Annotated in this window: 22 protein-coding genes; 4 read left to right on the forward strand and 18 right to left on the reverse strand. The window is 72.9% G+C overall.

All coding sequences use genetic code 11. The annotated features are described in order from the left end of the window. From rapZ to rpe, 9 genes are all read right to left on the reverse strand, one after another. A complete protein-coding gene (rapZ, locus tag Actkin_RS19565; RefSeq protein ID WP_189211794.1) occupies window positions 1-858 on the reverse strand; it encodes an RNase adapter RapZ in 858 nt (285 codons plus the stop codon). A gap of 41 nt (window positions 859-899) precedes the next feature. Further along, the gene (uvrC, locus tag Actkin_RS19570; protein ID WP_258903715.1) at window positions 900-2,882 is read right to left on the reverse strand and encodes an excinuclease ABC subunit UvrC; all 1,983 of its coding nucleotides are present in this window, start codon (window positions 2,880-2,882) and stop codon (window positions 900-902) included. 103 nt (window positions 2,883-2,985) lie between these two features. Beyond that, window positions 2,986-3,456, reverse strand: coding sequence for a Rieske (2Fe-2S) protein (locus Actkin_RS19575; protein ID WP_258903717.1), 471 nt, complete (start codon window positions 3,454-3,456; stop codon window positions 2,986-2,988). A gap of 76 nt (window positions 3,457-3,532) precedes the next feature. Beyond that, window positions 3,533-3,955 (reverse strand): PH domain-containing protein, encoded by a 423-nt coding sequence (locus Actkin_RS19580; RefSeq protein ID WP_229786909.1) that lies wholly within the window; start codon window positions 3,953-3,955, stop codon window positions 3,533-3,535. Further along, entirely contained in the window at window positions 3,952-4,449 is a 498-nt protein-coding gene (gene ribH, locus Actkin_RS19585; protein ID WP_189210974.1) for a 6,7-dimethyl-8-ribityllumazine synthase, read from the reverse strand. The genes Actkin_RS19580 and ribH overlap by 4 nt, the downstream gene beginning before the upstream one ends. Continuing rightward, the gene (locus tag Actkin_RS19590) at window positions 4,446-5,705 is read right to left on the reverse strand and encodes a bifunctional 3,4-dihydroxy-2-butanone-4-phosphate synthase/GTP cyclohydrolase II (RefSeq protein WP_189210975.1); all 1,260 of its coding nucleotides are present in this window, start codon (window positions 5,703-5,705) and stop codon (window positions 4,446-4,448) included. The genes ribH and Actkin_RS19590 overlap by 4 nt, the downstream gene beginning before the upstream one ends. Beyond that, window positions 5,698-6,321: a riboflavin synthase gene (locus tag Actkin_RS19595; protein ID WP_258903718.1), complete on the reverse strand. Its 624-nt coding sequence runs from the start codon at window positions 6,319-6,321 to the stop codon at window positions 5,698-5,700. The genes Actkin_RS19590 and Actkin_RS19595 overlap by 8 nt, the downstream gene beginning before the upstream one ends. A gap of 11 nt (window positions 6,322-6,332) precedes the next feature. After that, complete coding sequence (ribD, locus tag Actkin_RS19600; protein ID WP_258907959.1) at window positions 6,333-7,331, reverse strand: bifunctional diaminohydroxyphosphoribosylaminopyrimidine deaminase/5-amino-6-(5-phosphoribosylamino)uracil reductase RibD; 999 nt, start codon at window positions 7,329-7,331, stop codon at window positions 6,333-6,335. 65 nt (window positions 7,332-7,396) lie between these two features. Then, window positions 7,397-8,050 carry a ribulose-phosphate 3-epimerase gene (gene rpe / locus Actkin_RS19605; protein ID WP_189211797.1) on the reverse strand — a complete coding sequence of 218 codons (654 nt, stop codon included), beginning with the start codon at window positions 8,048-8,050 and terminating at the stop codon, window positions 7,397-7,399. Window positions 8,051-8,168: 118 nt separating this feature from the next. Here rpe and Actkin_RS19610 point away from each other — a divergent pair, with 118 nt between their 5' ends. Genes Actkin_RS19610 through Actkin_RS19620 form a run of 3 tightly spaced genes read left to right on the forward strand, consistent with a single transcriptional unit; the run spans window position 8,169 to window position 9,912 of the window. Beyond that, window positions 8,169-8,813, forward strand: coding sequence for an MOSC domain-containing protein (locus Actkin_RS19610; protein ID WP_258903719.1), 645 nt, complete (start codon window positions 8,169-8,171; stop codon window positions 8,811-8,813). Then, window positions 8,813-9,241: an NUDIX domain-containing protein gene (locus Actkin_RS19615; RefSeq protein WP_189210978.1), complete on the forward strand. Its 429-nt coding sequence runs from the start codon at window positions 8,813-8,815 to the stop codon at window positions 9,239-9,241. Before Actkin_RS19610 ends, Actkin_RS19615 begins: the two co-directional genes overlap by 1 nt. Next, a complete protein-coding gene (locus tag Actkin_RS19620; protein WP_258903720.1) occupies window positions 9,238-9,912 on the forward strand; it encodes a DNA alkylation repair protein in 675 nt (224 codons plus the stop codon). Before Actkin_RS19615 ends, Actkin_RS19620 begins: the two co-directional genes overlap by 4 nt. 112 nt (window positions 9,913-10,024) lie before the next feature. Here Actkin_RS19620 and Actkin_RS19625 read toward each other — a convergent pair whose 3' ends face one another. The 7 genes from Actkin_RS19625 to infC form a co-directional block, all read right to left on the reverse strand. Beyond that, window positions 10,025-10,207, reverse strand: a complete 183-nt coding sequence (locus Actkin_RS19625; protein ID WP_258903721.1) for a hypothetical protein — start codon at window positions 10,205-10,207, stop codon at window positions 10,025-10,027. A gap of 838 nt (window positions 10,208-11,045) precedes the next feature. Further along, window positions 11,046-13,586, reverse strand: a complete 2,541-nt coding sequence (gene pheT, locus Actkin_RS19630) for a phenylalanine--tRNA ligase subunit beta (protein WP_258903722.1) — start codon at window positions 13,584-13,586, stop codon at window positions 11,046-11,048. Next, the gene (gene pheS, locus Actkin_RS19635; protein WP_258903723.1) at window positions 13,583-14,653 is read right to left on the reverse strand and encodes a phenylalanine--tRNA ligase subunit alpha; all 1,071 of its coding nucleotides are present in this window, start codon (window positions 14,651-14,653) and stop codon (window positions 13,583-13,585) included. The genes pheT and pheS overlap by 4 nt, the downstream gene beginning before the upstream one ends. A gap of 102 nt (window positions 14,654-14,755) precedes the next feature. Beyond that, window positions 14,756-15,547 (reverse strand): TrmH family RNA methyltransferase, encoded by a 792-nt coding sequence (locus Actkin_RS19640; RefSeq protein WP_229786911.1) that lies wholly within the window; start codon window positions 15,545-15,547, stop codon window positions 14,756-14,758. A gap of 20 nt (window positions 15,548-15,567) precedes the next feature. After that, a complete protein-coding gene (rplT, locus tag Actkin_RS19645) occupies window positions 15,568-15,945 on the reverse strand; it encodes a 50S ribosomal protein L20 (RefSeq protein WP_189210981.1) in 378 nt (125 codons plus the stop codon). Between the two features lie 62 nt (window positions 15,946-16,007). Next, complete coding sequence (gene rpmI / locus Actkin_RS19650) at window positions 16,008-16,202, reverse strand: 50S ribosomal protein L35 (RefSeq protein WP_189210982.1); 195 nt, start codon at window positions 16,200-16,202, stop codon at window positions 16,008-16,010. A gap of 79 nt (window positions 16,203-16,281) precedes the next feature. Next, entirely contained in the window at window positions 16,282-16,914 is a 633-nt protein-coding gene (gene infC / locus Actkin_RS19655) for a translation initiation factor IF-3 (protein ID WP_189211800.1), read from the reverse strand. A gap of 221 nt (window positions 16,915-17,135) precedes the next feature. Between infC and Actkin_RS19660 the strand changes: the two genes are divergently transcribed. Then, window positions 17,136-17,498: a DUF1844 domain-containing protein gene (locus Actkin_RS19660; RefSeq protein ID WP_258903724.1), complete on the forward strand. Its 363-nt coding sequence runs from the start codon at window positions 17,136-17,138 to the stop codon at window positions 17,496-17,498. Here Actkin_RS19660 and Actkin_RS19665 read toward each other — a convergent pair. Continuing rightward, entirely contained in the window at window positions 17,479-18,156 is a 678-nt protein-coding gene (locus Actkin_RS19665) for a response regulator (RefSeq protein WP_189210984.1), read from the reverse strand. The two genes, Actkin_RS19660 and Actkin_RS19665, sit on opposite strands and share 20 nt — an antisense overlap. Beyond that, a complete protein-coding gene (locus Actkin_RS19670; RefSeq protein WP_258903726.1) occupies window positions 18,153-19,751 on the reverse strand; it encodes an ATP-binding protein in 1,599 nt (532 codons plus the stop codon). The genes Actkin_RS19665 and Actkin_RS19670 overlap by 4 nt, the downstream gene beginning before the upstream one ends. Window positions 19,752-19,796: the final 45 nt, after the last annotated feature.

Raw genomic sequence — 19,796 nt, forward strand, 5'->3', positions numbered from 1 at the left:
TCACTCGCGCCCCAGGTCGCGGTGCACGACCTTGACCGCCATGCCGTCGGTGTCGCTCAGCCGACGCGCCAGTTCCTCGGAGATGGCGACACTGCGGTGCTTGCCGCCCGTGCAGCCCACGGCCAGGGTCAGGTACCGCTTGCCCTCGCGGCGGAATCCGGCGCCGATGAGGCGCAGCAGCTCGTGGTAGCGGTCGAGGAACTCCTCGGCCCCCTCCTGGCTGAGCACGTAGTTGCGCACGTCGCCGTCGCGGCCGGTCAGCTCCTTGAGCTCGGGGATCCAGAACGGGTTCGGCAGGAAGCGCACGTCCATGACCAGGTCGGCGTCCATGGGCAGGCCGTACTTGTAGCCGAAGCTGAGCACGGTGACCCGGGTGCCGACGTCGGTCTCGGTGCCGAAGGCGTCCTCGATCTTGGCGCGCAGCTGGTGCACCGACAGCGTGGAGGTGTCCAGGATCAGGTCGGCGTCGGTGCGCAGCGGCATGAGCACCTCGCGCTCGGCGGTGATGCCGTCGATCAGCCTGCCCTCGCCCTGCATCGGGTGGCCGCGGCGGACCTGCTCGAACCGGCGCACCAGGACCTCGTCGGTGGCTTCCAGGAACAGCACGCGCGGCTTGTAGCCGCGGGCGTCGAGGTCCTTGATGATCGCGTCGAGGTCGTGGGTGAACGCGCGGCTGCGCACGTCCATGACCACGGCGATGCGGGTGATCGCGCCGCGGGCCTGGGAGCCGAGCTCGACCATGGTGGCGATCAGCTCGGGGGGCAGGTTGTCGACGACGAACCAGCCCAGGTCCTCCAGGCACTTGGCCGCGGTGCTGCGGCCCGCGCCGGACAGCCCGGTGACGACGGCGACCGACATCCCCGTCCCGCCGGGGCTGGTGGCACTGACAGTCGGATCGGTCACGGCTGGTCCGCCTCCCCGGGAGTGGCTGTCATGGTCGCGTTGGGCGGTGTCATGCCCTTCCCCTCGGTCGCGCTGTTGAGAGCAGTGTGCACGGCCTCCGCGGTGGCCTTGCCGATGCCCGGCACGCCGCTGATCTCCTCGACGCTGGCCGCGCGCAGGCGCTTCACCGAGCCGAAGTGCTTGATCAGCACCTTGCGCCGGTGCTGGCCGAGGCCCGGGATGTCGTCGAGCGCGGAGACCGTCATCCGCTTGGCGCGCTTCTGCCGGTGGTAGGCGACCGCGAAGCGGTGCGCCTCGTCGCGGACGCGCTGCAGCAGGTAGAGCGCCTCGCTGGTGCGCGGCAGGATCGCCGGGTCGGGGTCGGCGGGCAGCCAGACCTCCTCCAGCCGCTTGGCCAGCCCGATCACCGCGACGTCGGTGATGCCGAGGTCGGCGAGCACGTCGGCGGCCGCGTTGGCCTGCGGGCCAGCGCCGTCGACGACGAGTAGGTTCGGCGGGTAGGCGAAGCGGCGCGGGCGGCCGGTCTCCGGGTCGATGCCCGGGGTCGGGTCCTGGCCGCCGGTCTCCCCGGCGTACCGGGCGAAGCGGCGCCGGACGACCTCGGCGATGGCGGCCACGTCGCCCTCGGTGGCGGCCTCGCGCAGCGCGAACCGGCGGTACTCGGACTTGCGCGGCAGCCCGTCCTCGAACACCACGAGCGAGGCGACGACGTCGCTTCCCTGGATGTGGCTGATGTCGATGCACTCGATGCGCAGCGGCGCGGAGTCGAGGCCGAGGTTGTCCTGCAGCTCCTGCAACGCGGCCGAGCGGGCGGTGAGGTCGCCTGCGCGGCGCAGTTTGTGCTGGGTGAACGCCTCCTTGGCGTTGCGCTCGACCGTCTCCATGAGCGCGCGCTTGTCGCCGCGCTGCGGCACGCGGAGGCCGACCTTGGCGCCGCGCAGCTCGGACAGCCAGTCGGCGAGCGCGTCGGCGTCGGCGGGCAGCTCGGGCACCAGGACCTCGCGCGGGACCGGGCTGTCGGCCTCGGCCTGGTCGGCCTGCTCGCCGTAGAACCCGACGATGAACTGCTCGACGAGGTCGGCCACCGGCCGGTCGGTGTCCTCGACCCGGTCGACGACCCAGCCGCGCTGCCCCCGCACGCGGCCGCCGCGCACGTGGAAGACCTGGACGGAGGCCTCCAGCTCGTCGAAGGCGAAGGCGACCACGTCGGCGTCGGTGCCGTCGCCGAGGACCACGGCCTGCTTCTCCATCGCCCGCTTGAGCGCGGCGATGTCGTCGCGCAGGCGGGCGGCGCGCTCGAACTCCCATGCCGCCGACGCCTGGCCCATCTCCCGCTCCAGCCTGCGGATCATCGAGTCGGTCTTGCCGGAGAGGAAGTCGGCGAAGTCGGTGACGATCGCCCGGTGCCCCTCGGCGTCGACCTTGCCGACGCAGGGGGCGGAGCACTTGTCGATGTAGCCGAGCAGACAGGGCCGCCCGATCTGCCCGTGCCGCTTGAAGACGCCCGCCGAGCACGTGCGGGCGGGGAAGACGCGCAGGAGGAGGTCGAGCGTCTCCCGGATGGCCCAGGCGTGGGCGTACGGGCCGAAGTAGCGCACGCCCTTCTTGCGGGCGCCGCGGTAGACGTGCAGCCGCGGGTACTCCTCGTTGAGGGTGACGGCGAGCACGGGGTAGGACTTGTCGTCGCGGTAGCGGACGTTGAACCGCGGGTCGAACTCCTTGATCCAGTTGTACTCAAGCTGGAGCGCCTCGACCTCGGTCGTCACCACGGTCCACTCGACCGCGCCCGCCGTGGTGACCATCTGGCGGGTGCGCGGGTGCAGGGAGGCGACGTCGGCGAAGTAGGAGTTGAGCCGCGACCGCAGGCTCTTGGCCTTCCCGACGTAGATCACCCGGCCGTTGGGGTCGCGGAACTTGTAGACCCCCGGCGCGTCGGGAATGGACCCGGCGGACGGGCGATAGGTGGACGGGTCGGGCACGCGTCAACCCTACGACCCGCTACCGACAGCGCGGCGGGGCCATGCCGGAGGCGATCTCCCGGCGGGCTCCGGCCCGGTCGCGGTGACCGGGCCGGAGCCGGGATCAGGCGAGGGTGACCTTGCCGCCGTCCACCTTCACCGGGATCTCCGCCAGCCCCGAGGTCGCCGGGCCCCGGGTGACGGCGCCGGAGGCGGCGTCGAAGGTGCTGCCGTGGTTGGGGCAGGTGATCGTGCCCCCCGACGGCGGGCTGACGATGGTGCCCTGGTGCGGGCAGGCCGGGTTGAACGCCTTGACCGCGTCGCCGTCGCGGACCAGCAGGATCTGGGTGTCCGGGCCGTCCACCAGCACGCCGCCGCCGTCGGGGATGTCGGCGACGGACGCCAGCGCGCCGTCGCCCTCACCGCCGCCGGTGGTGCCGCCGGTGGCGCCGCCGCCCGTCGTCGGGCCGCCCGAGGGGGCGGGCGCCTCGGTCGAGCACGCCGCCAGGGCGCCGGGGGCGAGCAGGGCGACCATCAGGCCGCACAGGACCTGCCGTCGGGGTCGGACCGTCTCGGTGGTGGGTTCTGCGGTCACGCGGGAGCCTCCTCGACACAACTGCACTCCAGGACAGGAGATACACCCACCGTTACGTGCCCGCAGGGCGGACGGTTCAGCCCACGGCCGCCTTGTGGAGCTTCCGCAGCTCGCGGATCGCGCGGACGGCCCGCTCGCGGTCGATCGACTGCACGGCCATCAGGACGATGTACTCGTCGTCGGGCAGCTCAAGCCGCGCGTAGGACGCGCCGTCGGGGAAGGACACCGCGACGATCTCCGACCACGGGATGGTCTTCGCGCCGAGCATGTTGCGCACGACGACGCCGGACTCGTCCGCGCTCACCTTCGGCCACGTGAACCAGAGCGCGCCCAGCGCCAGCAGCACGCCGATGCCGACCATCGCTACCTGGTCGGACGTCTGGAAGAACACCCCCGTGGGCGTGTTCTTCAACAACACGGCCACCACCGTGAACACCGCGATGAACACCACCGCGAAGCCCGCGGCGACCCACCGCACCTTCACGGGACGGACCGTCACCGGAACCCCTGCTCCGTCCACGGCTGCCGCAGACCCCGCAGCACCAGCGCGGACTCCAACGCCGCCAGACACGCCTCGTACCCCTTGTCCTCCGCCGACCCGGGCAGTCCCGCCCGGTCGATCGCCTGCTCCTCGTTGTTCACCGTCAGCACGCCGTTGCCCACCGGGGTGGACTCGTCCAGCGACACCCTGGTGAGGCCCGCGGTCACCGCGTCGCACACGTACTCGAAGTGCGGCGTGCCGCCCCTGATCACCACGCCGAGGGCGACCACGGCGTCGTGGTGGCGGGCCAGTTCCTGGCAGACCACCGGGAGCTCGATCGCGCCGGGCACCCGCACGACCGTCGGCTCGGCGATCCCGGCCTCGTCCGCCGCCGCGAGCGCGCGCTCCAGCAGCCTGTCGGTGATCTCGGCGTGCCACCGGGTGGCCGCCACCGCCAGCTGGATGCCCTCGCAGTTCGGGACGACGGCCTCGGGCCTGCCTGCGCCACTCACGCGGTTCCCTCCCCGGAAGTCGCCTGCGTGGTGTCGAATTGTTCCAGGTTGGCCAGGTCGTGGCCCATCCGGTCCCGCTTGGTGCGCAGGTAGTGCAGGTTCTCTGGGTTGGGCCACACCGACAGCGGCACGCGGTCGACCACGGTCAGCCCGTAGCCGTCGAGGCCGACCCGCTTGGCCGGGTTGTTCGTCAGCAGCCGCATGGACCGCACGCCGAGGTCGACCAGGATCTGCGCGCCCGTGCCGTAGTCGCGCGCGTCGGCGGGCACGCCCAGCGCGAGGTTGGCGTCCACGGTGTCGGCGCCCTTGTCCTGCAGCTGGTAGGCCTGCAGCTTGTGGATCAGGCCGATGCCGCGGCCCTCGTGCCCGCGCATGTAGAGCACGATGCCCCGGCCCTCGTTGGCCACCGCCTCCAGCGCCGCGTCCAGCTGGGGGCCGCAGTCGCAGCGCAGCGAGCCGAACACGTCGCCGGTCAGGCACTCCGAGTGCACGCGGACCAGGATGTCGTTGCCGTCGCCGATCTCGCCGTAGACGAGCGCGACGTGCTCGATGCCGTCGAGCAGGCTGTCGTAGCCGACCGCGCGGAAGGTGCCGTGCGTGGTCGGGATGCGCGCCTCCGCCACCCGCACGACCTGCTTCTCCGTGCGCCGCCGGTAGGCGATCAGGTCGGCGATGGTGATGATCTCCAGCTCGTGCTCGGCCGCGAACACCTCCAGCTCGTCGCGCCGGGCCATGTCGCCGGTGTCCTTCTGGGACACGATCTCGCACAGCACGCCCGCAGGTCGCAGCCCGGCCATGCGGGCGAGGTCGACGGCTGCCTCGGTGTGCCCGGGACGGCGCAGCACGCCGCCCTCCTTGGCGCGCAGCGGCACGACGTGGCCGGGCCGGGTGAAGTCGTCCGCCGTGGACTTCTCGTCGGCGAGCAGGCGGATGGTGTGCGCGCGGTCGGTGGCCGAGATGCCGGTCGAGACGCCTTCCCTGGCGTCGACCGTCACGGTGTACGCGGTGCCGCGGCCGTCCTGGTTGGTGTGGAACATCGGCGGCAGGTTCAGCCGCTCGCAGTCGGCGTCGGTCAGCGCGACGCAGACGTAGCCGGAGGTGTAGCGGACCATGAAGGCCAGCAGCTCCGGGGTGGTCTTCGCCGCGGCGAAGATCAGGTCGCCCTCGTTCTCGCGGTCCTCGTCGTCGACGACGATCACCGGCTTGCCCTCGGCGACGGCCTCTATTGCCCGCTCGATGGCGGCGAAGTCACTCACCCGCGACCTCCTTCGCGACGGCCCCCAGGTGGGGTGAGGCCAGTCTCTCCACGTACTTGGCGATGACGTCCACTTCGAGGTTGACCTTGTCGCCGATCCCGCGGACGCCGAGCGTGGTGACGCGCAGGGTCTCCGGGATCAGGCTCACGGTGAACCAGTCGGACCCGACCTCCACGACGGTCAGCGAGACGCCGTCGACGGTGATGGAGCCCTTCTCCACGACATAACGCGCCAGCCGCTCCGGCATTCCGACCCGGACCAGTTCCCAGTGCTCGGACGGCTCGCGGGAGACGATCGTGCCCGTCCCGTCCACGTGGCCCTGCACGATGTGCCCGCCGAAGCGGGCGCCGACGGCGGCGGCCCGCTCCAGGTTGACCGGGTCGCCGTCGGCCACCTTGTCCAGGCTCGTGCGCACCAGGGTCTCGCGCATCACGTCGGCGGTGAACGTGCCGCCGTCGAGTTCCACCACGGTCAGGCAGACGCCGTTGACCGCGATCGAGTCGCCGATGCGCGCGTCCGCGGTGACCAGCGGGCCCCTGATGGTCAGCCGCGCGGCGTCGGCGAGGTCGGCCACGGCCACGACCTCGCCGCGCTCCTCCACGATCCCGGTGAACACCGGCGTCCTCCTCACTGCTCCGCGGCCGGCACGGCGCTGACGCGCACGTCCGGTCCACACATGGTGACCTGTTCCACGACCATCCGGTGGGCCTCGGTGATAGTCGACACGCCCGATGCGCCCAACGCCACAGGCCCGCCGCCCAGCAGGACGGGGGCGATGTAGGCCAGCACCCGGTCCACCGCGCCCGCCTCGGCGAACGCGCCCGCCAGGGTCGGCCCGCCCTCCAGCAGCACGTCGACGGCGCCGCGCTCGTCCAGGGCGGCCAGCACCTCGCGCGGGTCGCGGGTGCGCAGGTGCAGGGTCGGCGCGGTGTCGTCGAGGACCTTCGCCCCCGGCGGCAGGTCGCCGGTCCCGACGACCACGCGCAGGGGCTGGCGGTCCAGCAGCGCGCCGGAGGCGTCCCGCGCGGTCAGCGCCGGGTCGTCGGCGAGCACGGTGCCGCGGCCGACGACGATGGCGTCGACCCGGGTGCGCAGGTCGTGGACCTCGGCGCGGGACGTCGCCGAGCTGATCCACCGGCTGGTGCCGTCGGCCGCGGCGACCCTGCCGTCGAGGGAGGCCGCGTACTTCCAGGTCACGTGCGGGCGGCCGGTCCGCTGCCGGTGCAGCCACGCGCGCAGCGCGCCCCGCTGGGCCTCCTCGGCCAGCAGCCCGCCCTCGACGCGGACGCCCGCGGCGGCCAGCACCTCAGCGCCACCCGCCGCGACCGGGTTCGGGTCGCCGACGGCGTAGACGACGCGCGCGACGCCCGCGGCCAGCAGTGCGTCCGTGCACGGCGGGGTCCGGCCGTGGTGGGCGCAGGGCTCCAGGGTGACGACGGCTGTCCCGCCCCCGGCCCGCTCCCCCGCCGCGCGCAGCGCCATGACCTCGGCGTGCGGTCCGCCGGGCGGCTGGGTCCCGCCGACGCCGACGACCTGCCCGGACGCGTCCAGGACGGCGCAGCCCACCGGCGGGTTCGGGCTGGTCGTGCCGTGCACGTCCGCGGCCCGCGCCAAGGCGGCGCGCATCGCCGCGACCAGCCCGTCCTCCACGCCGATCAGTCTTTCAGGTCCCGTTGACGCCGCGCACCCGCCTAGCTGCGGTGTGCTGAGGCCCGCTCACGCAAGGCGGCGACGGCCGCGGCCGGGTCGTCGGTGTTGTAGACGGCCGAGCCCGCCACGAAGCAGTCGACGCCCGCCTCGGCGGCCTGGTCGATGGTGTCGGCGTTGATGCCGCCGTCGATCTCGATGATGACCTTGAGGTGGCCGGTGTCGACCAGGCGGCGCGCCGTGCGCACCTTGTCCAGCACGTCCGGGATGAACTTCTGCCCGCCGAAACCGGGCTCGACGGACATGATCAGCAGCGTGTCGTAGTCGCGCAGGACCTCCACCCAGGGGTCCAGCGGGGTGCCCGGCTTGAGCGACAGCCCCGCCTTGGCGCCCGCGGCGCGCAGGTCGCGGGCGACGGCGCGCGGGTCGCGCACGGCCTCGGCGTGGATGGTGACGTTGTGCGCGCCCGCCTCGGCGTACCCGACGGCCCAGCGGTCGGGGTCCTCGATCATCAGGTGGCAGTCCAGCGGGATGTCGGTCGCCTTGCGCAGCGATTCCACCACCGGCAGGCCGAGGGTGAGGTTGGGCACGAAGTGGGCGTCCATCACGTCCACGTGCAGCCAGTCCGCGCCGCGGACGGCCGCCATCTCCTCGGCGAGCCGGGCGAAGTCTGCGGACAGGATGCTGGGCGCGATCATGGGGGTGGTCGACACAAAACCGCAGCATATGCAGGGGGCGGCGGGCACGCCGCATCCGCGTGGGGCCCAGGTGAGCCAAGTCTCGGAATCCGCTGGCGGCAACGGCTAGGTTCAGGGCGTGGACTACGCGCGCGTGCTTTCCGTCAATGTGGGTGAACCCCGGCCGATCGAGGCCAGTGTGGGCGTCACGGGGATCGACAAGCGGCCTGCCAGCGGCCCGGTGCCGGTGACCGTGCCCGGTCCCTCCCGGTCCGGCCTCGCGGGCGACGCCATCTGCGACGTGGCCAACCACGGCGGCCCCGACCAGGCGGTCTACGCCTACGCCCGGGAGGACCTCGACACCTGGGCCGCCGAACTCGGGCGCGAGCTGCCCGCGGGCGTCTTCGGCGAGAACCTGACCACGAGCGGCGTCGACACCACGGGCGCGCTGATCGGTGAGCGCTGGCTGGTCGGCACGACGCTGCTGGAGGTGTCCTGCCCGCGCATCCCGTGCCGCACGTTCGCGGTGTGGCTGGAGCAGGAGCGCTGGCAGCACACGTTCACCCAGCGCGCGCTGCCCGGGGCGTACCTGCGGGTCCTGACGCCCGGCGCCATCACCGCGGGCGACTCGATCGACATCGTGCACCGGCCGGACCACAACGTGACCATCGGCGTCGTCTTCCGCGCGCTGACACTGGAGCCGGAACTGCTGCCCCGGCTGGTCGACATCGACGCGCTGTCCGGCAAGTTCCGGGACCGCGCGCGCAAGCGGGTGAACGCCTGATGCGCAGGACGGGGCCGCGCGTCGGCGCGTACGTGGTGTGCATTGTGGACGGCAAGCTGCTGCTGAGCCGCATGGTGTACGTGGGGCTGCGGTGGATGCTGCCCGGCGGCGGCATCGAGCACGGCGAGGACCCGGTGGACGCCGCCGTGCGCGAGGTGTTCGAGGAGACCGGGTACACGGTGGAGATCGAGGACCTGCTCGGCCTGCACACGTACGTGCGGACCGAGGGCAGGGAGAGCCACCACGCGCTGCGGGTCGTCTACACGGGCCGGATCACCGGGGGCGAGCTGACGCACGAGGTGGGCGGCAGCTCGGACATGGCGGCGTGGTTCCCCCTGGAGGAGGTCGGCGGCCTGGAGCGGGCGAGCCTGGTCGACCTGGCCCTGGGAATGCTCGACTCGCCCCCGAGGACGGGCCGCATCGCGTGACGTTCACCGACGCCGCCCGCGCCGCACTGGCCGCGGCCGCCGACCCCGTCAGGGCGGGCGAGATGCGCCGGTACATGAAATCGGCGATGCCGATGCACGGCGTCCCGAAACCGACGCGGGCGGCGTTGGTGCGGAACCTGGTGGCGGAGCACCCATTCACTGACCGTCCTGAATGGATAGCCGCAACCTGCGACCTATGGCGCTCAGCCCAGTTCCGCGAGGAACGTTACCTAGCCCTGGACCTGATCGGCCACCCCCGCTACGCGCATTGGCAGGCCCCAGACCTGCTGCCGGTGTACGAGGAGTTCATCACCACGGGCGCCTGGTGGGACTTCGTGGACGAGATCGCCACCCACAGACTCAACGACCTCCTCCACCGCTACCGCACCGAAATAACCCCACCGATGCGCGCTTGGGCGACATCCCCGAACAAGTGGAAGCGCCGCGCGTCGGTGCTGTGTCAGCTGGGCCACAAGGCCGACACGGACGTGGACCTGCTCGCCCACGCGATCGAGGCGAACGCCACCGACCCGGACTTCTTCCTCCGCAAGGCAATCGGCTGGGCGCTGCGGCAGTACAGCCGGACAGACCCCGAGTGGGTGCGGGCATTCGTGGACTCCCACCCAGCCCTGTCCCCACTCTCGCGGCGGGAGGCCGTCAAACACCTCTGAGGCCTGTGGACAACTTTCTCGGGCGCCGCTCGGATTCCGGCAACCTGGACCAAGAAGCCCCGATCCGCGGGGCATCCCCAGCTCCGGAGGTCGCCATGTCCACCCTCACCACCTACCCCTTCACCACCCACCCCCGCACCACCCTGCGCTCCAGCACCGCGGACAGCGCGATCGCCAGCACCACCCACCCTCGCACCATCCCGTGCTCCAGCACCGCGGACAGCGCGATCGCCAGCACCACCCGCCCCCGCACCATCCCGTGCTCCAGCACTGTGGACAGCGCGATCGCCAGCATTCGCCCCCGCTCCACCCTCCCCCGCGCTACCCGCGCACGCACTCCCCAACCCCGCCAAGCCCGCCCCCACGCGACCCGACCTTGCGTCACCCGATCCCAACCAGCCCGCCCCAGCACCACCCGCCCCAGGCGACCCTTTCCCGCGCAGCCCAACCCTATGGCGATCAACCCGAAGCAGCCCGGACCTGCGTCATTCAACCCCACGCAGTCCGTCCCGGCGCCGCTCGCCCTCACGCAGTCCCTCCCGGCACCGCTCGGCACTCACGCAGCCCTACCCCGCACCGCTCGCACTCACGCAGTCCTACCCCGCACCGTCCAACCTCACTCAGCCCGACCCGGCACCGTCCAACCTCACTCAGCCCGATTCTGCGCCGCCCAACCCGACCCAGCCCGACTCCAAGCCGCTCAACCTCACCCAGCCCTACCCACCACCATCCGACCCCACACAGCCCTACCCCAAGCCGCTCAACCTCACGCAGCTCGACCCCGCACCGTCCGACCCCACGCAGCTCAACCTTGCGTGGCCCAACCCATCGCCGTCCAATCCCGCGTCGCCCAACCGCCCGAGTTCCCCACTCAACGAAGTCCCCATCACGGCCAGCGCATCCAGGTTCACCGACACCGCCACCCCCGCCGCCATCAAGCCTGCGCTCGTCCACATCCGCCTAGCCCCACCGCCATCAGTTGGCGTCCGGTGCTCTCGTGCGGCAGCGCGGCGTGCAGGCCTACGCGCCAGCGTGACCGTTTCCGCCAAGCCTTGTGGGTTCGCGCCTCACCGGGGCCACCGCCGCATGGGATCAGGCGGTGACCACCGGGTGGAGGCTTGGTCGGGGCTGGGTCAGGCGCGCAGGACCGCGCCAAAGCGCTCGGTGGCCGTGGCGACGGCGGTGTCTCGGGCTGCGGTGGCCTCTTCGACGGTCAGTGTGCGGTCGGGGGCGCGGAAGCGCAGCGCGTACGCCAGCGACCGTTTGCCCTCGCCCACCTGCTCGCCCGTGTACACGTCGAACAGGGACAGGTCCTCCAGCAGGTCGCCGCCGCCCGCGCGCAGGGCGTCGGCCACCTCGGCGACCGGGACGTCCGTGGGGACGACCAGGGCGACGTCCAGCAGGACCGGCGGGTACGGCGAGACCAGCGGGACCGGACGGGACTCCACCAGCGGCAGCGCGTCGAGGTCCAGCTCCATCGCGCACGTCCGCGCGGGCAGCCCGAGCGCCTCGACGACCTTCGGGTGGAGTTCGCCCGCGTGGCCGACGGGGAAGCCGCCGACGCGCAGTTCGGCGCAGCGGCCGGGGTGCCAGGGCAGCAGGTCCGACTTGTGGACGGTCAGCTCCACGCCCGCCGCGGCCGCGACGGTGCGGGCGGACTGGATCGCGTCGGCCCAGCTCGCCGGTTCGCCTGCGCCCCACCAGCCCGCGCGGGTGCGGTTGCCCGCGAGGACAGCGGCCACGTGGACCGGCTGGTTCGGCAGGGCGGCAGCGAGCATGCCCAGCTCGTCGTCGCCCGGGCGGGCGGTCACGGCGACGTCCGGCATCGGCGCCGACTGGTGGCGCGGGAGCACCACCTGTCCGATGTGGAACAGCGCCACGTCGCGCGCGCCTCGGGAGACGTTGCGGGTCAGGGTGTCCAGGAGGCCGGGCAGCAGGGTGGTGGCCAGCGCGTGGCGGTCGGCCTCCAGCGGGTTCAGCACCGACAGCGTCCGCCGTCGGGAGTCGTCGGCGGGCAGGCCGAACGCGTCGAACACCGCGGGGTCGATGAACGGGAACGGCAGCACCTCGACGTACCCGTGCTCGGCCAGCGCCCGTCCGACGGCGCGCTTGCGCCGCTGCGCCGGGGTCAGGCCGCGGCCGGGCGGGGCCGAGGGCAGCTCGGTGGGGATGGTGTCGTAGCCCTGCAGCCGCAGGACCTCCTCCACCAGGTCCGCCGGCTGGAGCAGGTCGGCGCGCCAGGACGGCGGGTAGGCCGTCACCGTGGGCGTGCCGTCGGCGTCGGCCCCGACGTCGACGGTGCAGCCGATCTGCTGCAGCCGGGTCACCGTGACGCCACGCGCGTAGCGGATGCCCGCGACGCGGTCGGGCAGGTCCATCGCCATGACCACGGGCTCGGGCATGGTCGGGTTGCCCACGTCGGTGCGGCCGGGCTGGACGCGGCCCTCGCCGTACTCGCGCAGCAGCCGGGCCGCGCGCTCCAGGGCCGACGGCGGCAGCGCCGGGTCGACGCTGCGCTCGAAGCGCTTGGACGCCTCGCTGGGCAGCTTGTGCCGCCGCACGGCCCTGGCGATCGACGCCGGGTCCCAGATCGCGGCCTCCAGCAGGATGTCCGTGCTCTCCGGGGAGATCTCGGTCGACGCGCCGCCCATGACGCCCGCCAGCGAGATCGGGCCGGACTCGTCGCAGACGACGATGTCGTCCGGATCGAGGGTGCGGGTGACGTCGTCGAGGGTCACCAGCTTCTCCCCCGGCCGCGCGCGGCGGACGGTGAAGGCGCCCGACACCCTCGTGGTGTCGAAGGCGTGCATCGGCTGGCCGGTCTCCAACATGACGTAGTTCGTCACGTCCACGGCCAGCGAGATCGACCGGATGCCCGCCAGCGCCAGGCGACCGCGGATGAACCACGGCGTCGGCGCGGTCGGGTCGATGCCGCTGATGCGGCGCAGCGCGAACCGGGAGCAGCCGTCCGGGTCCTCGATGGTCACCGGCACGCTCTCGCCCTCGGCGGGCGGGACCTCGACCGCGGCCGGGTCGATGACCCGCAGGTCCAGGGCGCACGCCAGCTCGCGGGCCAGGCCGCGCACGGAGAAGCAGTAGCCCATGTCCGGGGTCGGGGCGACCTCGATGACGGTGTCGGTGAGGCCGAGCAGCTCCACCGCGTCGTCGCCGGGGGCGGCCTCGCCGCTGGGCAGCACGAGGATGCCGCTGTGGTCGTCGCCGAGGCCCAGCTCGCTGAGCGAGCAGATCATGCCGTTGCTGATCCGCCCGTACGTCTTGCGCGAGGTGATCGCGAAGCCGCCGGGCAGCACCGCGCCCGGCAGCGCCACCACGACCAGGTCACCCTCGACGAAGTTCGTGGCGCCGCAGATCACCTGGGTGGTCGCGGGCGCGTGCGGGTCGGCCGGGTCGGGGTGGTCGTCGAGCGGGTCGGTGATCAGCGGGTCGCCGATCTCGACCGTGCAGAAGCGGATCGGCTTCTTGAAGCCGGTCAGCTCCTCGATCTCGGCCACCCGGCCGACGACCAGCGGCCCGGTCACCGGGCCGAGCGGGGTCAGCTCCTCGACCTCGATGCCGATGCGGGTGAACGCCTCGGCTACCTGGTCCGGCGTGAGGTCCTTGGTGTCGTCGTTCAGTTCGAGCTGCTGGACGAGCCAGCTCACCGGGAGCCTCACTGCGCCTCCGTGCCGAAGGGAAGGGTGAACCGGACGTCGCCCTCGACCATGTCGCGCATGTCCGGGATGCCGTTGCGGAACTGCAGCGTCCGCTCGATGCCCATGCCGAAGGCGAAGCCGGAGTACACGTCCGGGTCGACGCCGCAGGCGCGCAGGACGTTGGGGTGCACCATGCCGCAGCCGCCCCACTCGACCCAGCCCGCGCCGCCCTTCTTCTCCGGGAACCACACGTCCAGCTCGGCGGACGGCTCGGTGAACGGGAAGAACGACGGGCGCAGCCGCACCCGCGACTCCGCGCCGAACATGGCCTTGGCGAAGGCGTCCAAAGTGCCCTTGAGGTGGGCCATGGTCAGACCCTTGTCGATCGCGAGACCCTCGACCTGGGAGAACACCGGCGTGTGCGTGGCGTCCAGCTCGTCGGTGCGGTACGTGCGGCCGGGGCACACCACGTACACGGGCAGCTCGCGGTCGAGCAGCGAGCGGATCTGCACCGGGGAGGTGTGCGTGCGCAGCACCATGCCGCTGTTCTCCGGCGCGACGTAGAACGTGTCCTGCATCGTGCGCGCGGGGTGGTCCTTCTTGAAGTTGAGGGCGTCGAAGTTGAACCACTCGCCCTCCAGCTCCGGGCCCTCGGCCACCTCGTAGCCCATGCCCACGAACACGTCGGCGATGCGGTCGGACAGCGTGGTGATCGGGTGCCGGGCGCCGCGCGGGACGCGGTCCCAGGGCAGGGTGACGTCCACGCCCTCCTCGCGCAGCACGCGCTCGTCGCGCTCGGCCTGCAGGCGGGCGCGGCGCTCGTCGAAGGCGGCCTTGATGGCGGCCTGCGCCTCGTTGACCCGCTTGCCCGCCTCGGACCGCGCCTGCGGCGGCAGCGCGCCGATCTCGCGGCGGGCCAGCAGCAGCGGGGAGCGGTCGCCGAGGTGCGCTGGCTTGACCGCGGCCAGCGCGTCGAGGTCGGCGGCGGCGGCGAACTCCGCGCGCGCCTTGTCCACGGCGGCCTGGAGGGTCTGCGGCGACAGCGCCGCGACCTCCTTCGGGTCGTACGGGTCGTTGGCTCCGGACATGGTTGGCAGACAGCTCCCGTTGGTGGCCATTGCGCACACCCGAGCGCCGGGTGAGCAGCCCGATCCTAAGTGATCGCACCGGCCCGCCCGCAGCGAGTTACCTCATCGGGTGGGTCGGCGCTGGGCTCTTGCGGTTTCATAAAGGCACAGCGCGGCCGCGGTCGCCAGGTTGAGGCTCTCGGCGGCGCCGTAGAGGGGGATGCGCAGGGCGTTGTCGCACGCGTCCAGCGTCGCCTGGTCGAGTCCGCGTGCCTCGTTGCCGAAGACCCACGCGGTGGGCTCGGTCAGCTCGACGGCGTGGATGTCGTGCTCGGCGTGGCCGTGGGCGGCGATCAGGCGCAGGCCCGCGGCGCGGCAGGCGGCCAGGGCGGCGGTGACGTCGCGGCTGCGCGCGATCGGCAGGTGGAAGACGCTGCCGGTGGACGCGCGCACGCACTTGCCGTTGTGCGGGTCGACGGTGTCGCCCGCGAACACCACGGCGTCGGCGCCCGCGGCGTCGGCGGCCCGGGTGACGGTGCCCGCGTTGCCGGGGTCGGCGATGCCGACCAGCACCGCGACCAGGGCGGGAGAGCCCGCGAGCGCGGTCTCCAGCGGCTTGTCGAGCAGGTCGCACACGGCGACCACGCCCTGCGGGGTGACCGTCTCGGACAGACCGGCCGCGGCCTTGTCGGTGACCTCCGACACGCGCGCGAACGCCTCGTCGGCTGCGCGCAAGAGGTCGGGGTGCCGGGCGGCGGCCTCGGCCGTGACGAACACCTCGTGCACGCGGCCGTAGGCGAGGGCCTCGCGCACGGCCTGCGCGCCCTCGGCGAGGAAGCGGCCCGCCTTCTCCCGGCCCGCCCTGCGGGTCAGGGCCCGGGCGGCGGCGACCCGGGGCGTGCGTTCGGTGCACACCCCGGGTCGCGGCGCGGTGCTCAGGAAGCGGCCTTGCCCTGGGCGTCGGCGTTGGCCTTCGCCACGTCGACCAGCGCGGTGAACGCGGCCGGGTCGCTGACGGCGAGCTCGGCGAGGATCTTGCGGTCGACCTCGACGCCTGCGATCTTCAGGCCCTGGATGAACCGGTTGTAGGTCATGCCGTTCTGGCGGGCGGCGGCGTTGATCCGCTGGATCCACAGCTGCCGGAAGTCGCCCTTGCGCGCGCGGCGGTCGCGGTAGGCGTAGTTGAGCGAGTGGAGCACCTGCTCCTTGGCCTTGCGGTACAGCCGCGAGCGCTGGCCGCGGTAGCCGCTGGCCAGCTCCAGGGTGGTGCGGCGCTTCTTCTGGGCGTTGACCGCCCGCTTCACGCGTGCCACGGTGGTTGTCCTGTCGATCTAGCGGGCGGGGGTGTCCGCCCTGGTGGGCATGTGCGGAGGGGTCAGCGGCCGAGCAGCCGGTTGACGCGGGAGACGTCCGGCTTGGCGACCTCGGTGGTGCCCGAGAGGTCGCGGGTCTCCTTGCTCGACTTCTTCTCGAGCCGGTGGCGCAGGCCGGTCTGCTGCCTGCGCAGCTTGCCCGAGCCGGTGATCCGCACCCGCTTGGCGGTCCCCTTGTGGGTCTTCATCTTGGGCATGTTCGATCCTCGGTTCACGCCGCCCGCGCCCTGCTCGGGTGCGGGCGGCATCGGGGTGGACAGTCGGGGGTGTCCCCGCTCACTCCGTGGCGGAGCCGTCGGCCACCGTCTCGGTGGCCTGGGTGGTCTCGACCTGGGCGTCGTCGGCGTCGGCTGCCTCGCCGTCGCGGCGGCCCGCCGGGCCCTTCGGCTTCGGCTTCACGTTCTTGTGCGGGGCCAGCACCATGATCATGTTGCGGCCGTCCTGCTTCGCCGAGGACTCCACGAAGCCCAGCTCGCGCACGTCCTCGGCGAGCCGCTGGAGCAGCCGGAAGCCCAGCTCGGGCCGGGACTGCTCGCGCCCGCGGAACATGATGGTGACCTTGACCTTGTTCCCGCCCTCGAGGAAGCGAACGACGTTGCGCTTCTTGGTCTCGTAGTCGTGGGAATCGATCTTCGGCCGGAGCTTCTGCTCCTTGATGACCGTGAGCACCTGGTTCCGCCGCGACTCGCGGGCCTTCTGCGCGCTCTCGTACTTGAACTTGCCAAAGTCCATGAGCTTGCAGACCGGCGGGCGAGCCTGGGGTGCGACCTCGACGAGATCAAGGTCCGCTTCCTGCGCCAGGCGGAGCGCGTCCTCGATGCGCACGATCCCGACCTGTTCGCCGTTGGGTCCGACCAGGCGGACTTCCGGCACGCGGATGCGGTCGTTGATGCGTGTCTCCGTGCTGATGGGGCCTCCTCGGTATGGCTAGTGCGCGCGACCGGCGCGGCGAGGCCCCACTGCGTCGAGCCCCGTCGCCGTGATGGCGCGGGGCCCGCTTCCGACCGAATACAGCCCACGTGAGGGGCTGACCGGACCCGGCCACCTGGGGTGACTCGGGTGGGAGCGGGGGCTCCACTTTGCCGCCCCCGCCGTACGGGGGCTGGTCGCACGTGGAATGGTAGCAGACCGTGAACGACACCCCTGACGTCCACCGGTCCGCCGATGAGGACAACGCCCGCGACCTCGCCGAGATTCCCAGCGTCGAGGTGATCAGCCGGGCCGCGGTCATGCTCATGGCGGCCGCGGCCGAGCGGCTGGGCCTGTCCTCGGCCGACCCGTCGACCAGCCCGCACCGCGACCTGGACGAGGCGCGGCGGCTCATCACCGCGCTGGCGGGCCTGGTCACCGCGTCCGTCGAGTACCTCGGCCCGCACGCGGGCCCGGTGCGCGACGGCCTCCAGTCGCTGCAGAAGGCCTTCCGCGAGGAGTCCGCGTTCCCGGACGAGCCCGGTCAGGGCCCGGGCGAGAAGTTCACCGGCCCGGTGTACTGAGCCGGTAGAGCACCTCGGGGCGGCCGACGGCGCCGTAGCGGGGCTGGCGGGCGGCCAGGCCGTGGTCGGCCAGGTACTCCAGGTACCGCCGGGCGGTGACCCGGGAGACGCCGACGGCCTCGGCCGCCCCGCCCGCCGACAGCTCGCCCGCCGCGCGCACGGCGGCCACGACCGCGTCCAGCGTCTCGGCGCTCATGCCCTTCGGCAGGGTGCTGAGGTCGGTGCTGCGCAGCGCGCCGAACGCCTCGTCCACTTCGGACTGCCCGAGGGCGGAGCCGTCGGCGAGCCTGCTGCGGTAGCGGGCGTAGCCGTCGAGCTTGTCGCGCAGCCCGGCGAAGGTGAACGGCTTGAGCAGGTACTGCACCACCCCGACCGACACGGCGGACCGGACGACGGCGAGGTCGCGGGCGGAGGTCACGGCGATCACGTCGGCCGTGCCGCCCGCGGCCCGCAGCGCGCGGACGACGTCGAGGCCGTGCGTGTCGGGCAGGTAGAAGTCCAGCAGGACGAGGTCGACGGGCGTGGTCTCCAGGAACCGCAGGGCGTCGCGCCCGGAGTGCACGACGCCCGCGACGGCGAAGCCGGGCACGCGCTCGACGTAGGTCCGGTGCGCCTCGGCGGCGACCTGGTTGTCCTCCACGACCAGCACGGTGATCACGGGCGGGCTCCCAGCGGCAGGCGGACGGTGAAGACCGCGCCGACGTCGGTGGACACCGACACGGCGCCCCGGCAGCGGCGCACGGCCTGGCCGACGAGGGCCAGCCCGATGCCGCGGCCGTCGTCCTTCGTGGACCAGCCCCTGCGGAAGGCGGCGTCGACGGCGTCGGGCGGCAGGCCGGGCCCGGTGTCGGACACGCTCAGCACCAGGTCGCCGTCCTCCCTGGCCACGCGCACCCGCACGCGGGGCCGACGCGCTCCGGTCGAGTCGACGGCGTCGACCGAGGCGTCTATCGCGTTGTCGATGAGGTTGCCGAGGATCGTCACGAGGTCGCGGGCGGTCACCGGGCCGTCGTCGCCGAGCGGGATCGCCGCGTCGGCGTCGATCACCAGCTCGACACCCCGCTCCCCCGCCTCCGCGGCCTTGCCCAGCAGCAGCGCGGCCAGGATCGGCTCGGAGACCGCGGCGACGACCTGGTCGGTGAGCCGCTGGGCCAGGGCCAGCTCGCCGGTGGCGAACTCGATCGCCTCCTCGGCGCGCCCCAGCTCGACCAGGGACACGACGGTGTGCAGGCGGTTGGCGGCCTCGTGCGCCTGCGCCCGCAGCGACTCGGTGAAGCCCCGGACTGTGTCGAGCTCGCCGGTGAGCGCCTGCAGGTCCGTGCGATCGCGCAGGGTGACGACGGTGCCCAGCGGGCGGCCGTCGACGCGGACTGTCGAGGAGTTGACGACGAGCACGCGGGTGTCGGTGAGGTGCAGCTCGTCGCGCATCTCCGTGCCGTCGAGCAGGTGTCCGACCAGCTCGTCCGGCAGGCCCAGCTCGTCGACGCGCTTGCCCTCGGCGTCGTCGGGCAGGTCGAGCAGGGCGCGGACGCCGTCGTTGCAGAGGGTGACGCGGTGGTCCTGGTCGACCAGGATCAGGCCCTCGCGGACGGCGTGCAGGATCGACTCGTGGTAGCCGATCATGCGGCCCAGTTCGGCCGGGGCGAGCCCGCCGGTCTGCCTGCGCAGCCTGCGGCTGACCAGGTAGCTGCCCGCGGCGCCGACGAGCAGCGCGACCGCGGCCACCACGAGCAGGCCCAGCACGCGGTCGGCGACCATGTCGCTGATGGCCTCCAGCGTGATGCCCGCCGCGACGAGGGCGACGACCCGCCGGTCCGGCCCGAACACCGGGACGACGGCGCGCACGGACGGGCCCAGCGTGCCGGTGTAGGTCTCGGTGAAGGCCTGCCCGGCCAGGGCGGGCGCGGTGTTGCCGAGGAACTTCCCGCCGATGCGGTCCGGGTTCGGGTGGGTGAAGCGGGTGCCGTCCGGGGCCATGATCGTGATGAAGTCGATCCCGGTGTCGGCCAGCACAGCCTCGGTGTAGGGCTGCAGGACGCGCGAGGGGTCCTCCCCGGAGACGGCCTCGACCACCATCGGCGCGTCGGCGATGGCGCGGGCCAGCGCGGTGACCGTGGCCGCGCTGGAGTCCTCGGCCCGCTCGGCCACGTCGACCCAGGCCAGCGCCGCGCCCCCGGCCACGATGAGCGCCACGATCACGCCCTGCAGGACGAGCAGCTGGCGGGCCAGGCTCCACGGCCTCCGCTGGTTCATGCGCGCCAGTGTGGCCGCCGCGGGACCGGACCGCCCCGCCCGGTT

Source organism: Actinokineospora sp. UTMC 2448 (assembly GCF_024760565.1).
Classification (GTDB): domain Bacteria; phylum Actinomycetota; class Actinomycetes; order Mycobacteriales; family Pseudonocardiaceae; genus Actinokineospora; species Actinokineospora fastidiosa.

What these genes read in the sequence shown, in the direction of transcription:
- rapZ (WP_189211794.1), bottom strand. Translation starts at nt 858, where the DNA reads ATGTCGGTCGCCGTCGTCACCGGGCTGTCCGGCGCGGGCCGCAGCACC.
- ribD (WP_258907959.1), bottom strand. Translation starts at nt 7,331, where the DNA reads ATGCGCGCCGCCTTGGCGCGGGCCGCGGACGTGCACGGCACGACCAGC.
- rpe (WP_189211797.1), bottom strand. Translation starts at nt 8,050, where the DNA reads ATGATCGCGCCCAGCATCCTGTCCGCAGACTTCGCCCGGCTCGCCGAG.
- Actkin_RS19615 (WP_189210978.1), top strand. Translation starts at nt 8,813, where the DNA reads ATGCGCAGGACGGGGCCGCGCGTCGGCGCGTACGTGGTGTGCATTGTG.
- Actkin_RS19625 (WP_258903721.1), bottom strand. Translation starts at nt 10,207, where the DNA reads ATGCTGGCGATCGCGCTGTCCACAGTGCTGGAGCACGGGATGGTGCGG.
- pheS (WP_258903723.1), bottom strand. Translation starts at nt 14,653, where the DNA reads ATGTCCGGAGCCAACGACCCGTACGACCCGAAGGAGGTCGCGGCGCTG.
- rpmI (WP_189210982.1), bottom strand. Translation starts at nt 16,202, where the DNA reads ATGCCCAAGATGAAGACCCACAAGGGGACCGCCAAGCGGGTGCGGATC.
- Actkin_RS19670 (WP_258903726.1), bottom strand. Translation starts at nt 19,751, where the DNA reads ATGAACCAGCGGAGGCCGTGGAGCCTGGCCCGCCAGCTGCTCGTCCTG.